General features: G+C 65.0%; 12 protein-coding genes. 5 read left to right on the forward strand and 7 right to left on the reverse strand.

Annotated elements, in window-relative coordinates; all coding sequences use genetic code 11:
* The first annotated feature begins 160 nt into the window (after positions 1–160).
* Positions 161–1171 (forward strand): isopenicillin N synthase family oxygenase, encoded by a 1011-nt coding sequence (locus tag LDL28_RS01870; protein ID WP_233056951.1) that lies wholly within the window; start codon positions 161–163, stop codon positions 1169–1171.
* A 40-nt stretch (positions 1172–1211) separates the two neighbouring features.
* The gene (locus LDL28_RS01875) at positions 1212–2582 is read left to right on the forward strand and encodes an amidohydrolase family protein (protein ID WP_233056952.1); all 1371 of its coding nucleotides are present in this window, start codon (positions 1212–1214) and stop codon (positions 2580–2582) included.
* Between the two features lie 13 nt (positions 2583–2595).
* Here LDL28_RS01875 and LDL28_RS01880 read toward each other — a convergent pair whose 3' ends face one another.
* Entirely contained in the window at positions 2596–3501 is a 906-nt protein-coding gene (locus LDL28_RS01880) for a LysR family transcriptional regulator (RefSeq protein ID WP_233056953.1), read from the reverse strand.
* A gap of 118 nt (positions 3502–3619) precedes the next feature.
* Here LDL28_RS01880 and LDL28_RS01885 point away from each other — a divergent pair, with 118 nt between their 5' ends.
* Positions 3620–5344, forward strand: coding sequence for an NAD-dependent malic enzyme (locus tag LDL28_RS01885; RefSeq protein WP_233056954.1), 1725 nt, complete (start codon positions 3620–3622; stop codon positions 5342–5344).
* A 45-nt stretch (positions 5345–5389) separates the two neighbouring features.
* On the opposite strand, the gene LDL28_RS01890 is transcribed toward LDL28_RS01885, so the two are convergent.
* The 3 genes from LDL28_RS01890 to LDL28_RS01900 are packed head-to-tail and all read right to left on the reverse strand — an operon-like array spanning position 5390 to position 9621.
* Positions 5390–6949, reverse strand: a complete 1560-nt coding sequence (locus LDL28_RS01890) for an efflux transporter outer membrane subunit (protein WP_370636203.1) — start codon at positions 6947–6949, stop codon at positions 5390–5392.
* Entirely contained in the window at positions 6936–8012 is a 1077-nt protein-coding gene (locus LDL28_RS01895; RefSeq protein WP_233056955.1) for an HlyD family secretion protein, read from the reverse strand. The genes LDL28_RS01890 and LDL28_RS01895 overlap by 14 nt, the downstream gene beginning before the upstream one ends.
* Positions 8013–8031: 19 nt before the next feature.
* Positions 8032–9621 carry an MFS transporter gene (locus LDL28_RS01900; RefSeq protein WP_233056956.1) on the reverse strand — a complete coding sequence of 530 codons (1590 nt, stop codon included), beginning with the start codon at positions 9619–9621 and terminating at the stop codon, positions 8032–8034.
* A gap of 166 nt (positions 9622–9787) precedes the next feature.
* Between LDL28_RS01900 and LDL28_RS01905 the strand changes: the two genes are divergently transcribed.
* The gene (locus tag LDL28_RS01905; protein WP_233056957.1) at positions 9788–10777 is read left to right on the forward strand and encodes a LysR family transcriptional regulator; all 990 of its coding nucleotides are present in this window, start codon (positions 9788–9790) and stop codon (positions 10775–10777) included.
* On the opposite strand, the gene LDL28_RS01910 is transcribed toward LDL28_RS01905, so the two are convergent.
* Together LDL28_RS01910 and alr are read right to left on the reverse strand one after the other, a co-directional pair.
* On the reverse strand, positions 10765–12021 hold the full coding sequence (locus LDL28_RS01910) for a D-amino acid dehydrogenase (protein ID WP_233056958.1): 1257 nt from the start codon (positions 12019–12021) through the stop codon (positions 10765–10767). The genes LDL28_RS01905 and LDL28_RS01910 overlap by 13 nt on opposite strands.
* Positions 12022–12055: 34 nt before the next feature.
* Positions 12056–13198 carry an alanine racemase gene (alr, locus tag LDL28_RS01915; RefSeq protein WP_233056959.1) on the reverse strand — a complete coding sequence of 381 codons (1143 nt, stop codon included), beginning with the start codon at positions 13196–13198 and terminating at the stop codon, positions 12056–12058.
* 140 nt (positions 13199–13338) lie between these two features.
* Here alr and LDL28_RS01920 point away from each other — a divergent pair, with 140 nt between their 5' ends.
* Positions 13339–13782, forward strand: coding sequence for an Lrp/AsnC family transcriptional regulator (locus LDL28_RS01920; protein WP_025814186.1), 444 nt, complete (start codon positions 13339–13341; stop codon positions 13780–13782).
* A gap of 53 nt (positions 13783–13835) precedes the next feature.
* On the opposite strand, the gene LDL28_RS01925 is transcribed toward LDL28_RS01920, so the two are convergent.
* The gene (locus LDL28_RS01925; protein WP_233056960.1) at positions 13836–14648 is read right to left on the reverse strand and encodes an MIP/aquaporin family protein; all 813 of its coding nucleotides are present in this window, start codon (positions 14646–14648) and stop codon (positions 13836–13838) included.
* Positions 14649–14825 lie beyond the last annotated feature (177 nt).

Genomic DNA, 14825 nt, shown 5'->3' on the forward strand with positions numbered 1-14825 from the left:
CCACACCAATCTGTTTTCTGATTAGTGGGCCGCTGCCGTGCACGACATTTCCTGAAAAAACAGTTTTCGTTTCCGGGCTATCGCCATGCGATCAGGCTCCGGTTTTCCATGTTCTGCCCGCCATGCCCCGCACAGAAATATTCTGACCGGAGAATACTGCATGTCTCGCTCATCCACCCCCGCCCACGCCCCTTACGCGCTGGAAGAACTCAACCGTGAAGCCACGATCGGCGGCATGGGCACCTGCGTCGCCCGCGCCGTGCCGCAGATCGACCTGTCCGATTATGAAAACCGCAAGGCCGAGATTGCCGATGCGCTGTGGGACGCGGCAACGCAGGTCGGCTTTTTTCAGGTGCTGAACCATGGCATAGCCGAGGACGACGTGGACGCCGCCTTCGCCGCCGCATGGAATTTCTTTGACCTGCCCATGCAGGAAAAAGACCGCTTCCGCCGCAGGGCGGGTTCCAATGCCGGGTGGGAATACCGCGCGCAGGTCCGTCCTTCCACCGGCAAGCCCGATAACAAGGAATCATACCAGATCACCCTGTCCGATATGGATAATGTGTGGCCTGATGAACGTGAACTGCCCGGCTTTCAGGCGCGCATGCGCCGGTTCGAGCGGCAGAACTGGGAACTGGGCATGAAGATCCTGTCCTGCTTCGCCATCAAGCTGGGTTTTGACGCGGATTTCTTCACCCATAACCATGATCCCGCCTCCCCGCACTACCAGAGCACCCTGCGGCTGATCCATTACATGAGCATGGAAAACGCCACGGATGCGGATTTCGAGTTCTGGCGCGCCGGCGCGCATTCCGATTTCGACTGCCTGACGCTGCTGCACCAGCGTCCGGGGCAGGGCGGGCTACAGGTCTGTCCCGGCAAGGACGCGGATAATCCGGCCTGGACCGATGTCCCGCCCGTGCGCGGGGCCGTGACCTGCAATATTGGCGATATGCTGATGCGCTGGAGCGATGACCGCCTCAAATCCACCCTGCACCGGGTGCGCATGCCCCGGCGGGATGAATATCTGGGGCCACGGCTGTCGCTGCCGTTCTTCTGTCAGGCCAACCGCGACGCCATCATTCAGGGGCCACAAAAGAAATATGATCCCATTACCGCGCAGGATTATCTGGATGAGCGGATCAACGCCAATTACGCGCCCAAGGCGTAAGGGGCGAACCCATGCATGATGGATCGGGATACGGCCGGTAATGAACCAGACCAATATTGTTATCCGTAACGCATCGGGCATCCTGACGGGCCAGCGCGACACGCTGGCCCGGCGGCACGGTGATGTACATATAAAGGACGGCGTCATCGCCGGGATTGGCGAGATCGCGCCAATACCGGGCGAGATCACGGTGGATGCGAAGGGTGGGGTGATCACGCCGGGGCTGGTCTGCACCCATCACCACCTGTTCCAGAGCATGCTCAAGGGCATTCCCACCGCCATTGACGCACCGCTGGAAACGTGGCTGCGGCTCGTGCCCTCCACCTACTGGAGCCGGATCGATGAAACCGCGCTGGCTACGGCGGCCAGCGTGGGCATGGCGGAACTGCTGCTGTCGGGCTGCACCACGGTGGCCGACCACCACTACCTGTTTGCCGACAGCTACCGTTACGATCCCGCGCATGTGCTGTTCGACACGGCGCGGCGGATGGGCCTGCGCTTCGTGCTGGCGCGCGGCGGCACCACCCACAGCCGCAAGCTGGACACGGATGACATCATCCCCAGCCCGAACGAGGATCTGGACACGATGCTGCGTCGCGTGGCGGATCTGGCCGCGCGGTACAACGACCCCGCGCCCGACGCCATGCGCCGCGTGGTGCTGGCCCCCAATACCCCCACATGGGGCATGACCCCCGACGAATTGCGGGTATCGGCCCAGGCCGCGCGTGACATGGGCATCGGGCTGCATTCCCACCTGTCCGAAACAGTGAATTATGTCACGTTCTGCATGGAGCGTTACGGCATGCGCCCCGTGCCGTTCGTGGCCGAGCATGGCTGGACGGGGCCGGATGTGTGGTATGCCCATCTCGTCCACCTCGATGCGGCGGAAATCGCCCTGCTGGCCCGCACCGGAACCGGCATGGCGCACTGCCCGCAGAGCAACTGCCGCCTTGGTTCGGGCATCGCCCCCGCACCCGCCATGATGCATGCGGGCGGGAATGTGTCACTGGCGGTGGATGGCGCGGCCTCCAACGAGGCCTGCGACATGGGGACCGAGATGCATGCGGCCTGGATGATCCATCGCGCCATCCACGGTCCCGCCAGCGTCACGAGCGAGGACGTGATCCACTGGGCCACAGCAGGCGGGGCGAAGGTGCTGGGGCTGGACGCCATCGGCACCGTGCGCGAAGGCATGGCGGCCGACCTTGTGGTGCATGGGGTGGACCAGCCCCGCCATGCCGGGCTGCATGACCCGCTTCTGGCCCCCGTGGTGTCGGGGGCCGCGGATGTGCGGCATGTCTTCACCGCAGGCCGTCATGTGGTGGTGGATGGCCGGATTCCGGGGCTGGACATGCCCGCCCTTATGGCGCGGGCGGCGCAGGTGGTGCGCGGGCTGGATCTGGCGGGCTGAATGACCGCCGCGATCATGCGCCAAAATAGTTCTTGCGCAGTTCGCGGCGGACAAAATCAAGGAAGAACCGCGTGCGTGAGGGCAGGTGCGCACGGGACGGATACACCGCGTACAGCGTGACATCCTCCCACCTGTAGGTGCTGAGGCATTCGATCAGCCGGCCACATTTCAGGTCATCGGCAATATCCCACAGCACCTTCAGCGCAATGCCCCGCCCGCTCACCGCCCAGTCATGCAGCACTTCGCTGCTGGATGTGGCGAGGCGGGGCGTCACGTGGACTTCCTTGCGGCTCTTGCCGTCGGAATAGACCCATTCATTGAAAATGCGCTGCCGCCGGATCAGGCAGATGCAGTCATGCTTGAGCAGGTCATGCGGCGTGGCGGGCAGGCCCTTGCGCGCGCAGTAATCCGGTGCGGCACAGACAACGCGGCGGCTGTTGATCAGGCTTGTGGTCATTACCTCCTGATCCGATGGCATGCCGGGGCGGATGGCGATGTCCAGCCCGTCATCAATCACGTCCAGCCCCGCATCCGACAGGGTCAGGTGCACGGTAACTTCGGGATACTGCTCCACAAAGCTGGCCACGACACCGGCCAGCAGCTTGCGCCCGATTTCCGATGGCACGCCCACCCGCAGCAGCCCGTGCGGAATACCCGCGCGCGCGGTCAGTTCCGCCTCCGCCTCCTCCACTTCCTGCATGATGCGCACGGCGTTTTCATGCAGGCGCAGCCCCTCCGCCGTCAGGGCGAAATGGCGCGATGTGCGTGTGACCAGACGTGTGCCAAGGCGGAACTCCATCGCGCTGAGCCGACGGCTCATCGCGGCGGGCGACATGCCCATGGCGCGCGCGCAGCCCGCGATGCTGCCCGCCGCCGCAAGGATGCAGAAAAACTTCAGGTCACTGATTTCATCGGGCATGTAATCATTCCAAGATTGCGCGTGGCGTACGGTTGGCGTGCAATCGCACACCCTACACGTAAATGTGCAGATCCGTATCCTGCCCGTTCATCAATTGTTATAGCAACATCGGGTTCTTATGTCGGATACAGCTCAGTCCACTGGTCATCATGCCCTCCAGATCACCTTGTCTGGCAGGGAACTTCTGGATTGTCCTGTTCTGAACAAGGGAAATGCGTTTGACGAGCGCGAGCGCGACCTGTTCGGGCTGCATGGCCTGCTGCCCGCCCGCGTCGCCACGCTGGCCGATCAGGTTGATCTGGCGCGCGCGCGGCTGGCGGCCCTGCCGGATGATTTCGCGCGCCACATTGCGTTGCGCGAAATCCAGGACCGGAATGAAACACTGTTCTACGCCATTATCGATCAGGCGCTGGAGGCATGGCTCCCCATCATCTACACCCCCGCGATCGGTCGGGCCTGCCGTGAGTTCAGCCATATCTGGACCCGCCCGCGCGGCCTGTTCCTGAGCTACGAGGACCGGGGCCGCATTGCCGAAATCCTGTCCCACCCGCAATGGGACGCCGTGCGTGTGATTGTGGCGAGCGATGGTGGCAGCATTCTCGGCATTGGGGATCAGGGGGCGAATGGCATGGGCATCCCCATTGGCAAGCTCTCGCTCTACACCGCGTGCGGGGGGCTGGATCCGGCCCGCGCGCTGCCCGTCATGCTGGATATGGGCACGGACAACACGGCCCTGCTGGAAGACCCTGAATATATCGGCTGGCGGCACAGGCGGGTGCGCGGTACGCAATATGATGCGTTCATTGCCGAATTCGTCGCCGCAGTGAACGCGCGCTGGCCCAGTATCGCCCTGCATTGGGAGGATCTGTCCGGCACGGACGCGCTGCGTATCCTGGGCCGCTACCGCACGCGCATGTGTACCTATAACGATGACATTCAGGGCACCGCCGCAGTTACGGCGGGTGCGTTGCTGGCGGCGATCCGGGCGGGTGCCGCGCCACTGGCCACCCAGCGGATCGTCATTTTCGGCGCGGGCGGGGCGGGCTGCGGCATTGCCGACCTTCTGGCCCGGATGATGGTGGCCGGGGGCATGACGGCTACGGAGGCCAGCCGTCGTTTCTTCATGGTCGATATTAACGGCCTCGTCCGCACCGGCATGGAGGGCATGACGGAGGGCCAGCATCCCTTCGCCCAGCCCGCCGATGTCGCATCGGGGTGGAAGGTGCACGATCCCGCGCATATCACGCTGGCGGAGGTGATGGAGAATGTCCGCCCCACCATGCTGATCGGCACATCGGGGCAGGGCGGGGCCTTTACACGCGCTATCGTGGCCCCCATGGCGGCGCAGTCGGCCCGCCCGGTCATTTTTGCCCTGTCCAACCCCACCGCCAATATCGAGGCCACGCCGCAGGATCTGCTGGAATGGACGGGGGGCCGCGCCCTTATCGGCACGGGTGGGCCGTTTGCCCCGGTCAGCTACGCGGGGAGCAGCCGCCCGGTGGACCAGATCAACAATTCCTACGTCTTTCCCGGCGTGGGGCTGGCGGTGGTGGCGGGCGGCATCACGCGCATGACCGATGGCATGTTCCTGGCCGCCGCCCACGCGCTGGCCGGTCTTTCCCCGGCGGCAATGCATGATGACGCGAAGCCGATGCCCCTGCTGCCGCCTGTATCCGACCTGCGCACGGTGGCCATGGCGGTGGCGCGCGCGGTCATCCGGCAGGGGCAGGCGGAAGGCGTCGCCCCGCAGGCCACGCCCGATGCCGTGGACGCCGCGCTGAAGGACGCCGTATGGACCGCGCGCTACCGCCGGTATGAAAAAGCGGCCATAACCCCGAAGTAACCGGATCCCGCCCGGGCGGGTTACAGGCTGTCCTGCCGCAGGTTCTCAGCCCTTTTTCCTGCGGGCGGGGGGCAGGGGGTAGCGGCTTTCCCACCCGCCACCCAGCGCGCGGTAGAGATGGGTCACGGCGGTGGAGACACCCACGTTGGCTTCGATCAGACGGGACTGGGTATCGAGCAGCCGGTCCTGCATGTCGAGTACGTTGAGAAAGGCGGCCGAGCCTTCGGTGTACTGGCGCTGGGCCGTGGTGACGGCAACCTGGTTCTGCGCCACGGCGGCGGCCAGCCGGTCGCGCTGGTTCTGCGCGGAGGAAAGATCGGCCATCGCATCGTCAATTTCCTGCCATGCCTTGAGCACCGTGCGTTGCAGGGTAATGGCGGCTTCCTTCTGCTGGGCCCTGCGCAGGCGGAGCTGGCCGGTCAGGCGCCCGCCCTCGAATATGGGGAAGGTGGCGGTCGGGCCGAAACCGTACTGGCGCGAAGCCCAGCTTCCCAACCCGCTGAACTGGAGCGCCTGCACGTCCAGACTGCCCGACAGCGTCACGCGGGGGAAGAAATCGGCAATGGCGACGCCAATGCTGGCGGTGGCGGCGTGCAGCCGTTCTTCGGCCATGCGGATGTCCGGCCTGCGCTCGGCCAGGCCGGAGGGCAGGCCCACAGGAATTTCACCGGGCACCGGCGGCACCTCCGTCCCTTGCCCAAGGGCCTGTTTCAGCGCCCCCGGCTCACGCGCGACCAGAAAGCTCAGCGCATTGACCAGATGCGCTTCCTGATCCTGCAACACGGGCAGGCGGGAGCGGAATTCCTCATACTGGCCGGAGGCGTCGGCCACATCCATGCGGGTGGCCGCTCCTTCTTCCAGCCTGCGTGTGGTCAGGCGCAGGGTATGGGTGGCAAGCTCGATATTATGCTGCACGATGATGATGCGCGCCTGCACCCCGCGCAGGTCGAGATAATCCTGCGCCGTCTCGGCCATGAGCGAGACGAGAAGCCCGCGCCGCATGTCCTCGGTGGCGCGCATGGCGGCGGTGGCGGCTTCCACCTGCCGCCGCACATGCCCCCATATATCCACTTCCCACGAGGCGTTCATGCCATATTGCGGCAGGTTGAACGACGGGTTGCCAATCGATCCGGGCAGCGCGGTCGGCCCGAACCCCTGCGTGCCGCTGGCGACCGTGCCCGCTTCACGCGATTCCATGGTGCCCAGCAGGCCCAGTATGCCGTTGGTGCTGGCGCGTTCGCGTGCGTAGGAGGCATTGGCCTCGGCATGGGGAAACTGCGCGGAACTGGCGATGCGGCGTTCGGCCATGCTCTGGGCAAAGCGCCATGAAGCCGCCTTCAGGTCCAGATTGTCGCGCGCGACCTCGGCTTCCAGCGCGGTCAGGGTGGGATCGTTGAAAATGGTCCACCATTCAGACCCCATGGTGGTATCCACCACATGGCTGGCCGCCGGTGGCAGGCTGTCATGCCATGTGGCGGGGGCGGGCTGTGGCTTGTGGCGGTAGGTCGGGCCGACCGCGCAGCCGCTGGCCAGCCCCGCGACCATGCCCAGACAGATCAGGCCGCGCAGGCGGTTATGGCGCGCCGGGGGGTTACTGCCAGGCATACCGGGCCTCCGTCGCGTGGGGGCCGTCGGGCGGGGTCAGGGTATCGATCCGTGCTTCGACCGACATGCCGACGCGGACAAGGGCGGCCAGATTCTGGCCCGGGTCAAACACCAGCTTGACCGGAATGCGCTGCACTACCTTGGTGAAATTCCCGGTGGCGTTGTCGGGCTGGATCGGCGCGAAGGCGACGCCGGTGGCCGGGGCCAGACTGTCCACATGGGCGCGCAGCGGGCGACCGGGGAAGGTATCGACCCATATGGTCGCACGCTGGCCGGTACGCACATGCGTCAGTTGCGTTTCCTGAAAATTGGCGAGTACGTAGGCCGCCTGCGTCGGCACCACGGCCAGCAGGGCGGTGCCCGCGTGTACATAGGCCCCCACGCGCACGCCACGTTCGCCCACCACGCCTTCAACCGGGGCGGGAATGGTGCAGTAGGACAGGTTGAGACTGGCCTGGTGTTCCTGCCCGCGCGCCTGTTCCAGCGCGCCACGGGCATGCAGCAGCCGGGCGCGCAGCACCTCCGTCTGGTCGGTTTCGGCCTCGACGGCCGCATTGTCGTGGTCGAGACGGGCCTGGGCCTCGAGCAGGCGGGCGGCGCTGTCCTGATTCTGCTCCAGCGTGCCCGACCCATCGGCGGACAGGTTGCGGTAACGCCGTGCGTTCTGGCGCGCAAAGACAAGCTGCGCCTGGTCCGCCGCCACGCTGGCGCGCGCCTGCGCGATCAGGGCGACCTGACGGACCAGTTCGGCCTCAAGGTTCGTGACGTCGCCCTGTGCCGCCTGCGTCGCGCCATGGGCGGTCTCAAGCGCGGCGCGGTAGTCATCATCCTCGATATGGGCCAGTTCCTCACCGGGGTGGACGGCTTCGTTGTCCTGCGCGATCACGCGGTCGATACGGCCGGGCACCTTGGGGGCCACGGTGGTGAAATCGGCGGTGACGTAAGCGTCGTTGGTATATTCATCCGTGCCGTTGCCCGAGATTAGGCGGTCGGCGGTCCATGCGGCGGCGACCAGCAGGATAACGGTCCCGCCAGCCAGGATGAGGGGCTTCGTGTGGGGCATTGCTTCGGACCCGATCGGTTCAGTGCGCGGCGGGCGCGGGGACCGGCGCGCGCGGGGCATAGACACGTCCCGGCAGGATGGCTGTCAGGACAAGGAAAAAGGCGCAGATCCACACCACCACAAGGTAGATGTCCGCCAGCGCCAGAACGGTGGACTGCTCATGCACGTAGGTATGGAAAATCTGGAGTGCGTTGCGCGCGATATGCCCGCCATCGGGCGATGTCGCGCCGATCTGCCCGCTAATGGGCTCGCCCATGCCATCCAGCGCCGTGCCGTGCAGATCCAGCAGCATGGTGGAATGGTACTGTTCGCGCCTGCGCAGCATGATCTCGAACAGGGCGGTGGCGATGGCGTTGGCCATGCCCTTGAGCATGTTCACCATGCCCGAGATCAGCGGGCCATCCGCCGGTCCCAGCGCCAGGGCCGAGAGCATGAGCGTGGGAATGACCACCATGGGCTGGCCGAACACCTGCAATATCTGGATGATGAGGAAATTGTCGCGCACCCAGTCCGGGGTCAGCCACGTGCCCAGCCAGCCCGCCCCACCCAGGCATGCCAGCCCGATGGCCAGCACGTAGCGGCAGTCCACCGCGCGTATGTTGCACAGCGCCGCCGTAAGCGGCAGCAGCACAAGCTGCGGCAGCGCCACCACCAGCGCGATGGGGGCGGCCTGAACCGGCCTGTAGCCGCGTATCTCGGCCAGGTAGGTAAATGGAATTTCGGTCATCAGCCCGCAGATCATGAGGGAGGCGATCAGCGTCAGCAGGGACATCGCGATGTTGCGGTTGCCCCAGAACTGGATGCGGAAGAACGGGCTGTGATGGAACCATTCATGCACCAGAAAGGCGACGAACAGCGCAAGCCCCCAGCATGTCAGGTGCGTGATGAGGGGCGAGCGGAACCAGTCCAGCCGGTCGCCCTGATAAAGCACCGTGACCACGCACATGATGGAAGGCGCGCCCAGCACGAAACCGCGCCAGTTGAAGTTGCGAAACCGCCCCCAGTGCGACGGATCGCGCGGCAGGCCCCACCCGATCATGCCGATGGCGACCACGCACAGGGGCAGCGTCTCCCAGTACAGCCACTGCCAGCCGACATGCTCGAACCACATCGCCTCCAGCGGGCCGCCGAGGTTGGGGCCGAAGGTGGCGCTCATGGCGTAGCCGCCAATGCCGAACACCCGGATGGGGGCGGGCAGGTATTTGAGCATGACGGTCATGAGGATGGGCGGCAGGCACCCCGCCGCCAGCCCCTGCGCCCCGCGCAGGATGCACAGCGTGGTCATGTCGGGCATGTAGGGCGCCGGAATGGCCAGCAGCCCCAGCAGCGCCGTCATGAACAGCGAAAAGCGATAGATGGAGAATGTGACGTAAAACCACGGCGTGAACGCCATGGACGCGATGTTGAACGATTCATAGATGGAGGTGAACCACGTCCCCTCATCGTGACCGATATGCATGGCGCCGCGGATATCGGGCAGGCCGATTTCCGTTATATGTTCATTGAACCCGGCGACATGCACAGCCAGCAGCACCCCCAGGCACCCGACAACCGTGCGCGGGCCAAAGGGGGGAATATAGGAAGGGGCAGGAGAAGGGGCTGCGTTCACATCGATCCGTCCGGTGGGAAAATCCGGGCCATGATCGCGGTGCGCGATTAAGGCGAATACCCATGATCGCGCGGGTTGACGCCTCCATTTTACGGATTGGTCAAATCCATTTTTTTAGGATAATCAGGGCGGTTTTGTTTCGGATATGCAGCGGGGAAAATGGCGCATGAGAAAACGGTACGATCTCGACCTGCTGCGCAGCCTTCAGGTACTGATCGAGGAGGAGGGCGTATCCCATGCCGCGCGCAGGCTGAAGATGAGCGAGGCCGCCATGAGCCGGAGCCTGGCCAAGCTGCGCGTGATCTTTGGGGATCCGATCCTTGTCGCATCGGGGCGGCGCATGGTCGCGACCACCTTCGCGCTGGGAATCCGTGACCGCGTGCGCGCCCTGGTCGATGGCGCCGATGCCCTGCTGGAAGAACAGGACGCGCCGGATCTTGCCGGTCTTTCGCCCCATTTCATGCTGCGGGCCAATGACCTGATCGTGGGGGCGTTCGGGGCGGCCATCCTTGCCGCCCTGCGGCAGGACTGCCCCGGCTGCGCCATCACCTTCGCCCCCGAAACGGATGAAGAACCCAGCAACGACCTGCGGGAGGGACGGGTGGACCTCTACCTTGGCGCATCGGACGACATGCGCCCCGACATCCGCCAGCAAAGCCTGTTCCCCACCGGGTTCCGCGCCCTTGTGCGCGCCGACCATCCCATTCTGGCCGAAGGGATCACGCCCGCCTCGATTGTGAGGTACGAACATATCAGTGTCTCGCGCCGGGGGCGGCTGCACGGGCCGATCGATGTCGTGCTGCGGGAGCGTTTCGGCCTGCGGCGGCGGGTGGTGATGGTCGTGCCCACCTATTACGCCATGGTCGAGACCCTGCGCATGACGGATATGATCCTGCCCCTGCCGGGCATTGCCATCGACTACCTGCCCATCCGTTCGATGCATCTGGCGGAGTTCGAATTTCCCTTTGAACTGCCGCCGGTACGCTCGTTTCAGGCATGGCATCCGCGCCGGGATAGCGACCCGGTGCATCGCTGGCTGCGCAACACGGTCTACCGCGTCGTGCGCCAGCGTGGCGACGACCTGCCCGAAGGGTTTTCCCCCACCCTGAGCGTGGCGGGGGAAGGCGATAACGTGATCCGGCCTTACTGGCCGTAGCGTACCAGCCCCAGATCCTCGTGCGCGATGTCGGGCATGCGGCCGGACATGATATCGGCCAGTACCCGGCCCGAACCGCAGGCCATGGTCCACCCCAGCGTGCCGTGGCCGGTATTGAGGTACAGGTTGTCGTAGCGGGTGCGCCCGATGATGGGCGTGCCGTCGGGTGTCATGGGGCGCAGGCCGGTCCAGAACTGGGCCTGACCGATATCGCCGCCACCGGGAAAGAGATCCCGCACCGAATGTTCCAGCGTTTCGCGCCGTGGTGCGCGCAGGCGGGTGGAAAAACCGGCAAGCTCCGCCGTGCCGCCCACGCGGATGCGCTTGCCCAGCCGGGTAATGCCGATCTTGAACGTCTCATCCATGATGGTGGACAGCGGGGCCTGGTTCTCGTTCACGATTTCGGCGGTGAGGGAGTAACCCTTGACCGGGTAGATCGGCAGGTCCAGCCCCAGATGACGCACAAGGCCCGGTGAATAGCTGCCCAGTGACACCACATAGGATTCAGCCACCATCCGGCCCCGGCTGGTCTCGATGCCGGTAATGCGGCCGCCTTCCTCCGTCATGGTGCGGATGGCGGTGTCGTAATGGAAGGTGACGCCCGCCTGTGCGGCCAGCGCGGCAAGGCGCTGGGTGAACATGAAGGCGTCCCCCGTCTCGTCCCCCGGCAGGCGCAGGCCGCCGATGAATTTCCCCGCGCTGGAGGCCAGCCCCGGCTCGGCCTTCACGCAGCCTTCGCGGTCCAGGATCTCGTAGGGAACATTGTACTGTTCCAGCACGCGGATGTCGCCCGCTATCGCGTCCATCTGCTTTTGCGTGCGGAATATCTGCAACGTGCCCATCTGGCGGTCATCATAGGTGATGCCGGTGGCGGCGCGCAGGTCGCGCATCACGTCGCGGCTGTATTCCGCCACGCGCACCATGCGCCCCTTGTTGCGGGCATAGGCGGTGGTGGTGCAGTTTTCGAGCATCTGCACCAGCCATTTCCACAGATGCGGGTCCGGCATGGGCCAGAACACGAACGGCCGGTATTTCATCATGAGCCATTTCATGGCCTTGAACGGCACGCCTGGCCCGGCCCACGGCGATGAATACCCCGGCGAGACCTGCCCCGCATTGGCGAAGCTGGTTTCAAGCCCGGCAGCGGGCTCCCGGTCCACCACCGTGACCTCATGCCCCGCCTGCGCGAGATACCATGCCGATGTCACACCGACGACACCACTACCCAGAACAATGATTTTCATGACTCAGATGCCTTTTGTGGCGGGTGAAAGCCCATCACGCGGCCTGCGGCAGGTAGGCGCGATGGAAACGCGAACCAAGTGCTGTCAGCACCTCGTAACCGATTGTGCCGGCGCAGCGCGCCACATCATCCACGCTGTGGCGCGGGCCGATCATGTCCACATGCGTGGTCGCATCCAGCACGGCGTCCGGCACGTCGCTTACGTCGATGGTGGTGGAATCCATGGAAATGCGGCCAAGGATGGGCAGGCGGTACTCCCCCAGCCATGCACAGCCGCCATCGGCCCCGTGGCGTAGGAATCCGTCCGCGTAACCAATGCCCAGTGTCGCGATCCGGCGGGGCCCGCTGGCCCGCCATGTCAGGCCATAGCCAACGCCGTCCCCCGCCCCGATGGTGCGGACCTGCACGATCCGCGCGCGCAGGCGTACCGTGGGGTGCAGCGGGTTGGGGCGGGCCGCGTCCGGGGTCAGCCCATACAGCGCCGCGCCGGGGCGCACGAGGTCGAAATGGTAATCCGGCCCCAGGAAAATACCCGATGACGCGGAGAGCGCCAGCGGCGCTTCGGGCAGCCGGGCGGCCATATCCAGCAGCCGCGCGCGCTGCATGGCGTTTGCGGGGCTGGTGGGCGTATCGGCGCAGGCGAGGTGGCTCATGACAAGGCGCGTCCCGATCCCGGCCAGAAGCGCGGGATCCGCCGCCAGTGTCTCCACATCCACCAGCGAGAGGCCAAAGCGCGACATGCCGGTATCGACCTGGATGGCGGCGGGCAGGGGGCTGCCCGCCCGCCGGGCATGGGCGCGCCAGTCCGCGATCTGTTCCATGCTGTTCAGAACCGGGCACAGGTCATGACCCGTGAAGTCCCGTGGCGTGCCCGGCATCGGGCCATGCAGGACAAGGATCCGCGCGCGGGGGGAAACATGGGCGCGCAGGCGCACGCCCTCTTCCAGATGGGCGACAAAAAAGACGTTCGCCCCGGCCTGTTCCAGTACGGGCGCGACCTGTCGCGCCCCCAGACCATAGGCATCGGCCTTGACCACGGCAGCACAGATGGCGCTGCCGGTACGGGCGTTGAGCATGTCGTAATTGGCCGCGATCGCCCCCAGGCTGATTTCCAGCAACGCGCCGGCACCCGGCGCGGCCCAGCCGGATGTAGGCAGGGTGGAAGGCAGGTCGGGCATGCGGGGCGTACTCCATGAACTGGACGGGGCAGGTGTAATCGTACGTGCCGGGCAATAAAATGTCCTGTCGTTTGGCACAAGTTTATGCGATTATTATGGCACGTACGCAATTATATACGAAAACAGGTGGAAAATTCACCATGCCGTTCGACCGGATGACAGATTCCATACTGCGCAACCTGCGCCATGACGGGCGGATGAGTAACGCGGATCTGGCGCAACGTGTCGGGCTGTCGCCTTCAGCGTGCCTGCGGCGGGTGCGCCTGCTGGAAAAGGAGGGGGTGATACGCGGTTACCGCGCGCTGGTGGATGAGCGTTCGGTCCATGGCATGACCACGGTGATCGTCCATATCACCCTTGAACGCCAGACGGAGGAATGTCTGCGCCGCTTCGAGGCCCGGGTGCGCGAATGCCCCGATGTGCGTGAATGCTACCTCATGACAGGGGATGCCGACTATCTGGTCCGCGTGGAGGCGCGCGACGCCGCCGATTACGAACGTATCCATAAGGAGGAACTGTCGCGCATGCCCGGCGTGGCGCGGATACAAAGCAATTTCGCCATCCGCACCGTCGTGCAGCGGTAGCGGCCCGCCCGGATATCAGGGCGGGCCAAGAACGGGCCGGGACCGGGGTTCCCTTACGGCGCGGGTGGCCGGGCCATGGTCGTGGCGCGGGGAATGAAGGGCCGGATCAGGAACTGGTAACATCCCGCCCCGATCACTCCACCGCAGAGCGGACCGACAACCGGCACCCACCAGAAGCCGCCGGGGGAAGGGAAGGCCGAATGCCCCCATCCCATCAGGTAACAGAACACGCGCGGCCCGAAATCGCGCGCGGGGTTGATGGCCCATGCCTCCAGATAGCCCGCGCAGGCCCCGATGCTGGCCACAAGCAGCCCGATGATCAGCGCGCTGGAATTGGCCTGTGGCGCCACGGTATTGTATTCGCATGTAATGGCGAAGATGCCGAACAGCAGCAGCGCGGTCAGGATGGTTTCATCCACCAGCGCATGCAGGGGCGTGATGTTCTCACCCGGATGGGTAAAGAAGACCCCCGCCGCCCCGCCATCGGTGCGCGACAGGCCCTGAACCAGGTTATAATGGTCGATGACCGGCTGGTACAGCGTATAGACCAGCGCCGCGCCGATCATGCCCCCGACCACCTGTGCCGCGCAGTAGGCGGGCACCTTGCGCCATGAAAAGCCGCGATAGAGCGCCAGGGCCACGGAAACCGCCGGGTTGGCGTGCGTGCCCGACACGCTGCCGGTTATGTAGATGGCGATGGTCACACCCAGCCCCCATACGATACACACGCCCCAGTAGGAGAATTTGTAGGGGCTGGGGTCGTACAGCGTGTACATGGCGGCCACGGAATCACCGATCATTACGATGATCATGACCGCGATGCATTCCGAAATCAGTTCGCCCAGGAATTGACGGTTCTTCGACATTTCAACCCACTTTATTCTTTTATTATCGGTCGATGGGAAAGGCCGGCCCGGTCTGACGCCGGTTGCTGGCCCTGACATGTTCTTAAACGAACATCGTCGTGCCGGAAAGGGAGGAGTGCGCCTGCGGGGTGGAAGGTTTTCCTTTTTTCAGGACCGGCCCGATATTACGCAACATTG

The sequence above is a fragment of the Komagataeibacter sp. FNDCR2 genome (assembly GCF_021295395.1).
Taxonomy (GTDB): Bacteria; Pseudomonadota; Alphaproteobacteria; order Acetobacterales; family Acetobacteraceae; genus Komagataeibacter.

Excerpts from the sequence above, each read along its gene's own strand:
- LDL28_RS01870 (WP_233056951.1), top strand. The coding sequence starts at position 161 with ATGTCTCGCTCATCCACCCCCGCCCACGCCCCTTACGCGCTGGAAGAA.
- LDL28_RS01905 (WP_233056957.1), top strand. The coding sequence starts at position 9,788 with ATGAGAAAACGGTACGATCTCGACCTGCTGCGCAGCCTTCAGGTACTG.
- LDL28_RS01920 (WP_025814186.1), top strand. The coding sequence starts at position 13,339 with ATGCCGTTCGACCGGATGACAGATTCCATACTGCGCAACCTGCGCCAT.
- LDL28_RS01910 (WP_233056958.1), bottom strand. The coding sequence starts at position 12,021 with ATGAAAATCATTGTTCTGGGTAGTGGTGTCGTCGGTGTGACATCGGCA.
- LDL28_RS01885 (WP_233056954.1), top strand. The coding sequence starts at position 3,620 with ATGTCGGATACAGCTCAGTCCACTGGTCATCATGCCCTCCAGATCACC.
- LDL28_RS01880 (WP_233056953.1), bottom strand. The coding sequence starts at position 3,501 with ATGCCCGATGAAATCAGTGACCTGAAGTTTTTCTGCATCCTTGCGGCG.
- alr (WP_233056959.1), bottom strand. The coding sequence starts at position 13,198 with ATGCCCGACCTGCCTTCCACCCTGCCTACATCCGGCTGGGCCGCGCCG.
- LDL28_RS01890 (WP_370636203.1), bottom strand. The coding sequence starts at position 6,949 with ATGCCTGGCAGTAACCCCCCGGCGCGCCATAACCGCCTGCGCGGCCTG.
- LDL28_RS01875 (WP_233056952.1), top strand. The coding sequence starts at position 1,212 with ATGAACCAGACCAATATTGTTATCCGTAACGCATCGGGCATCCTGACG.
- LDL28_RS01925 (WP_233056960.1), bottom strand. The coding sequence starts at position 14,648 with ATGTCGAAGAACCGTCAATTCCTGGGCGAACTGATTTCGGAATGCATC.
- LDL28_RS01895 (WP_233056955.1), bottom strand. The coding sequence starts at position 8,012 with ATGCCCCACACGAAGCCCCTCATCCTGGCTGGCGGGACCGTTATCCTG.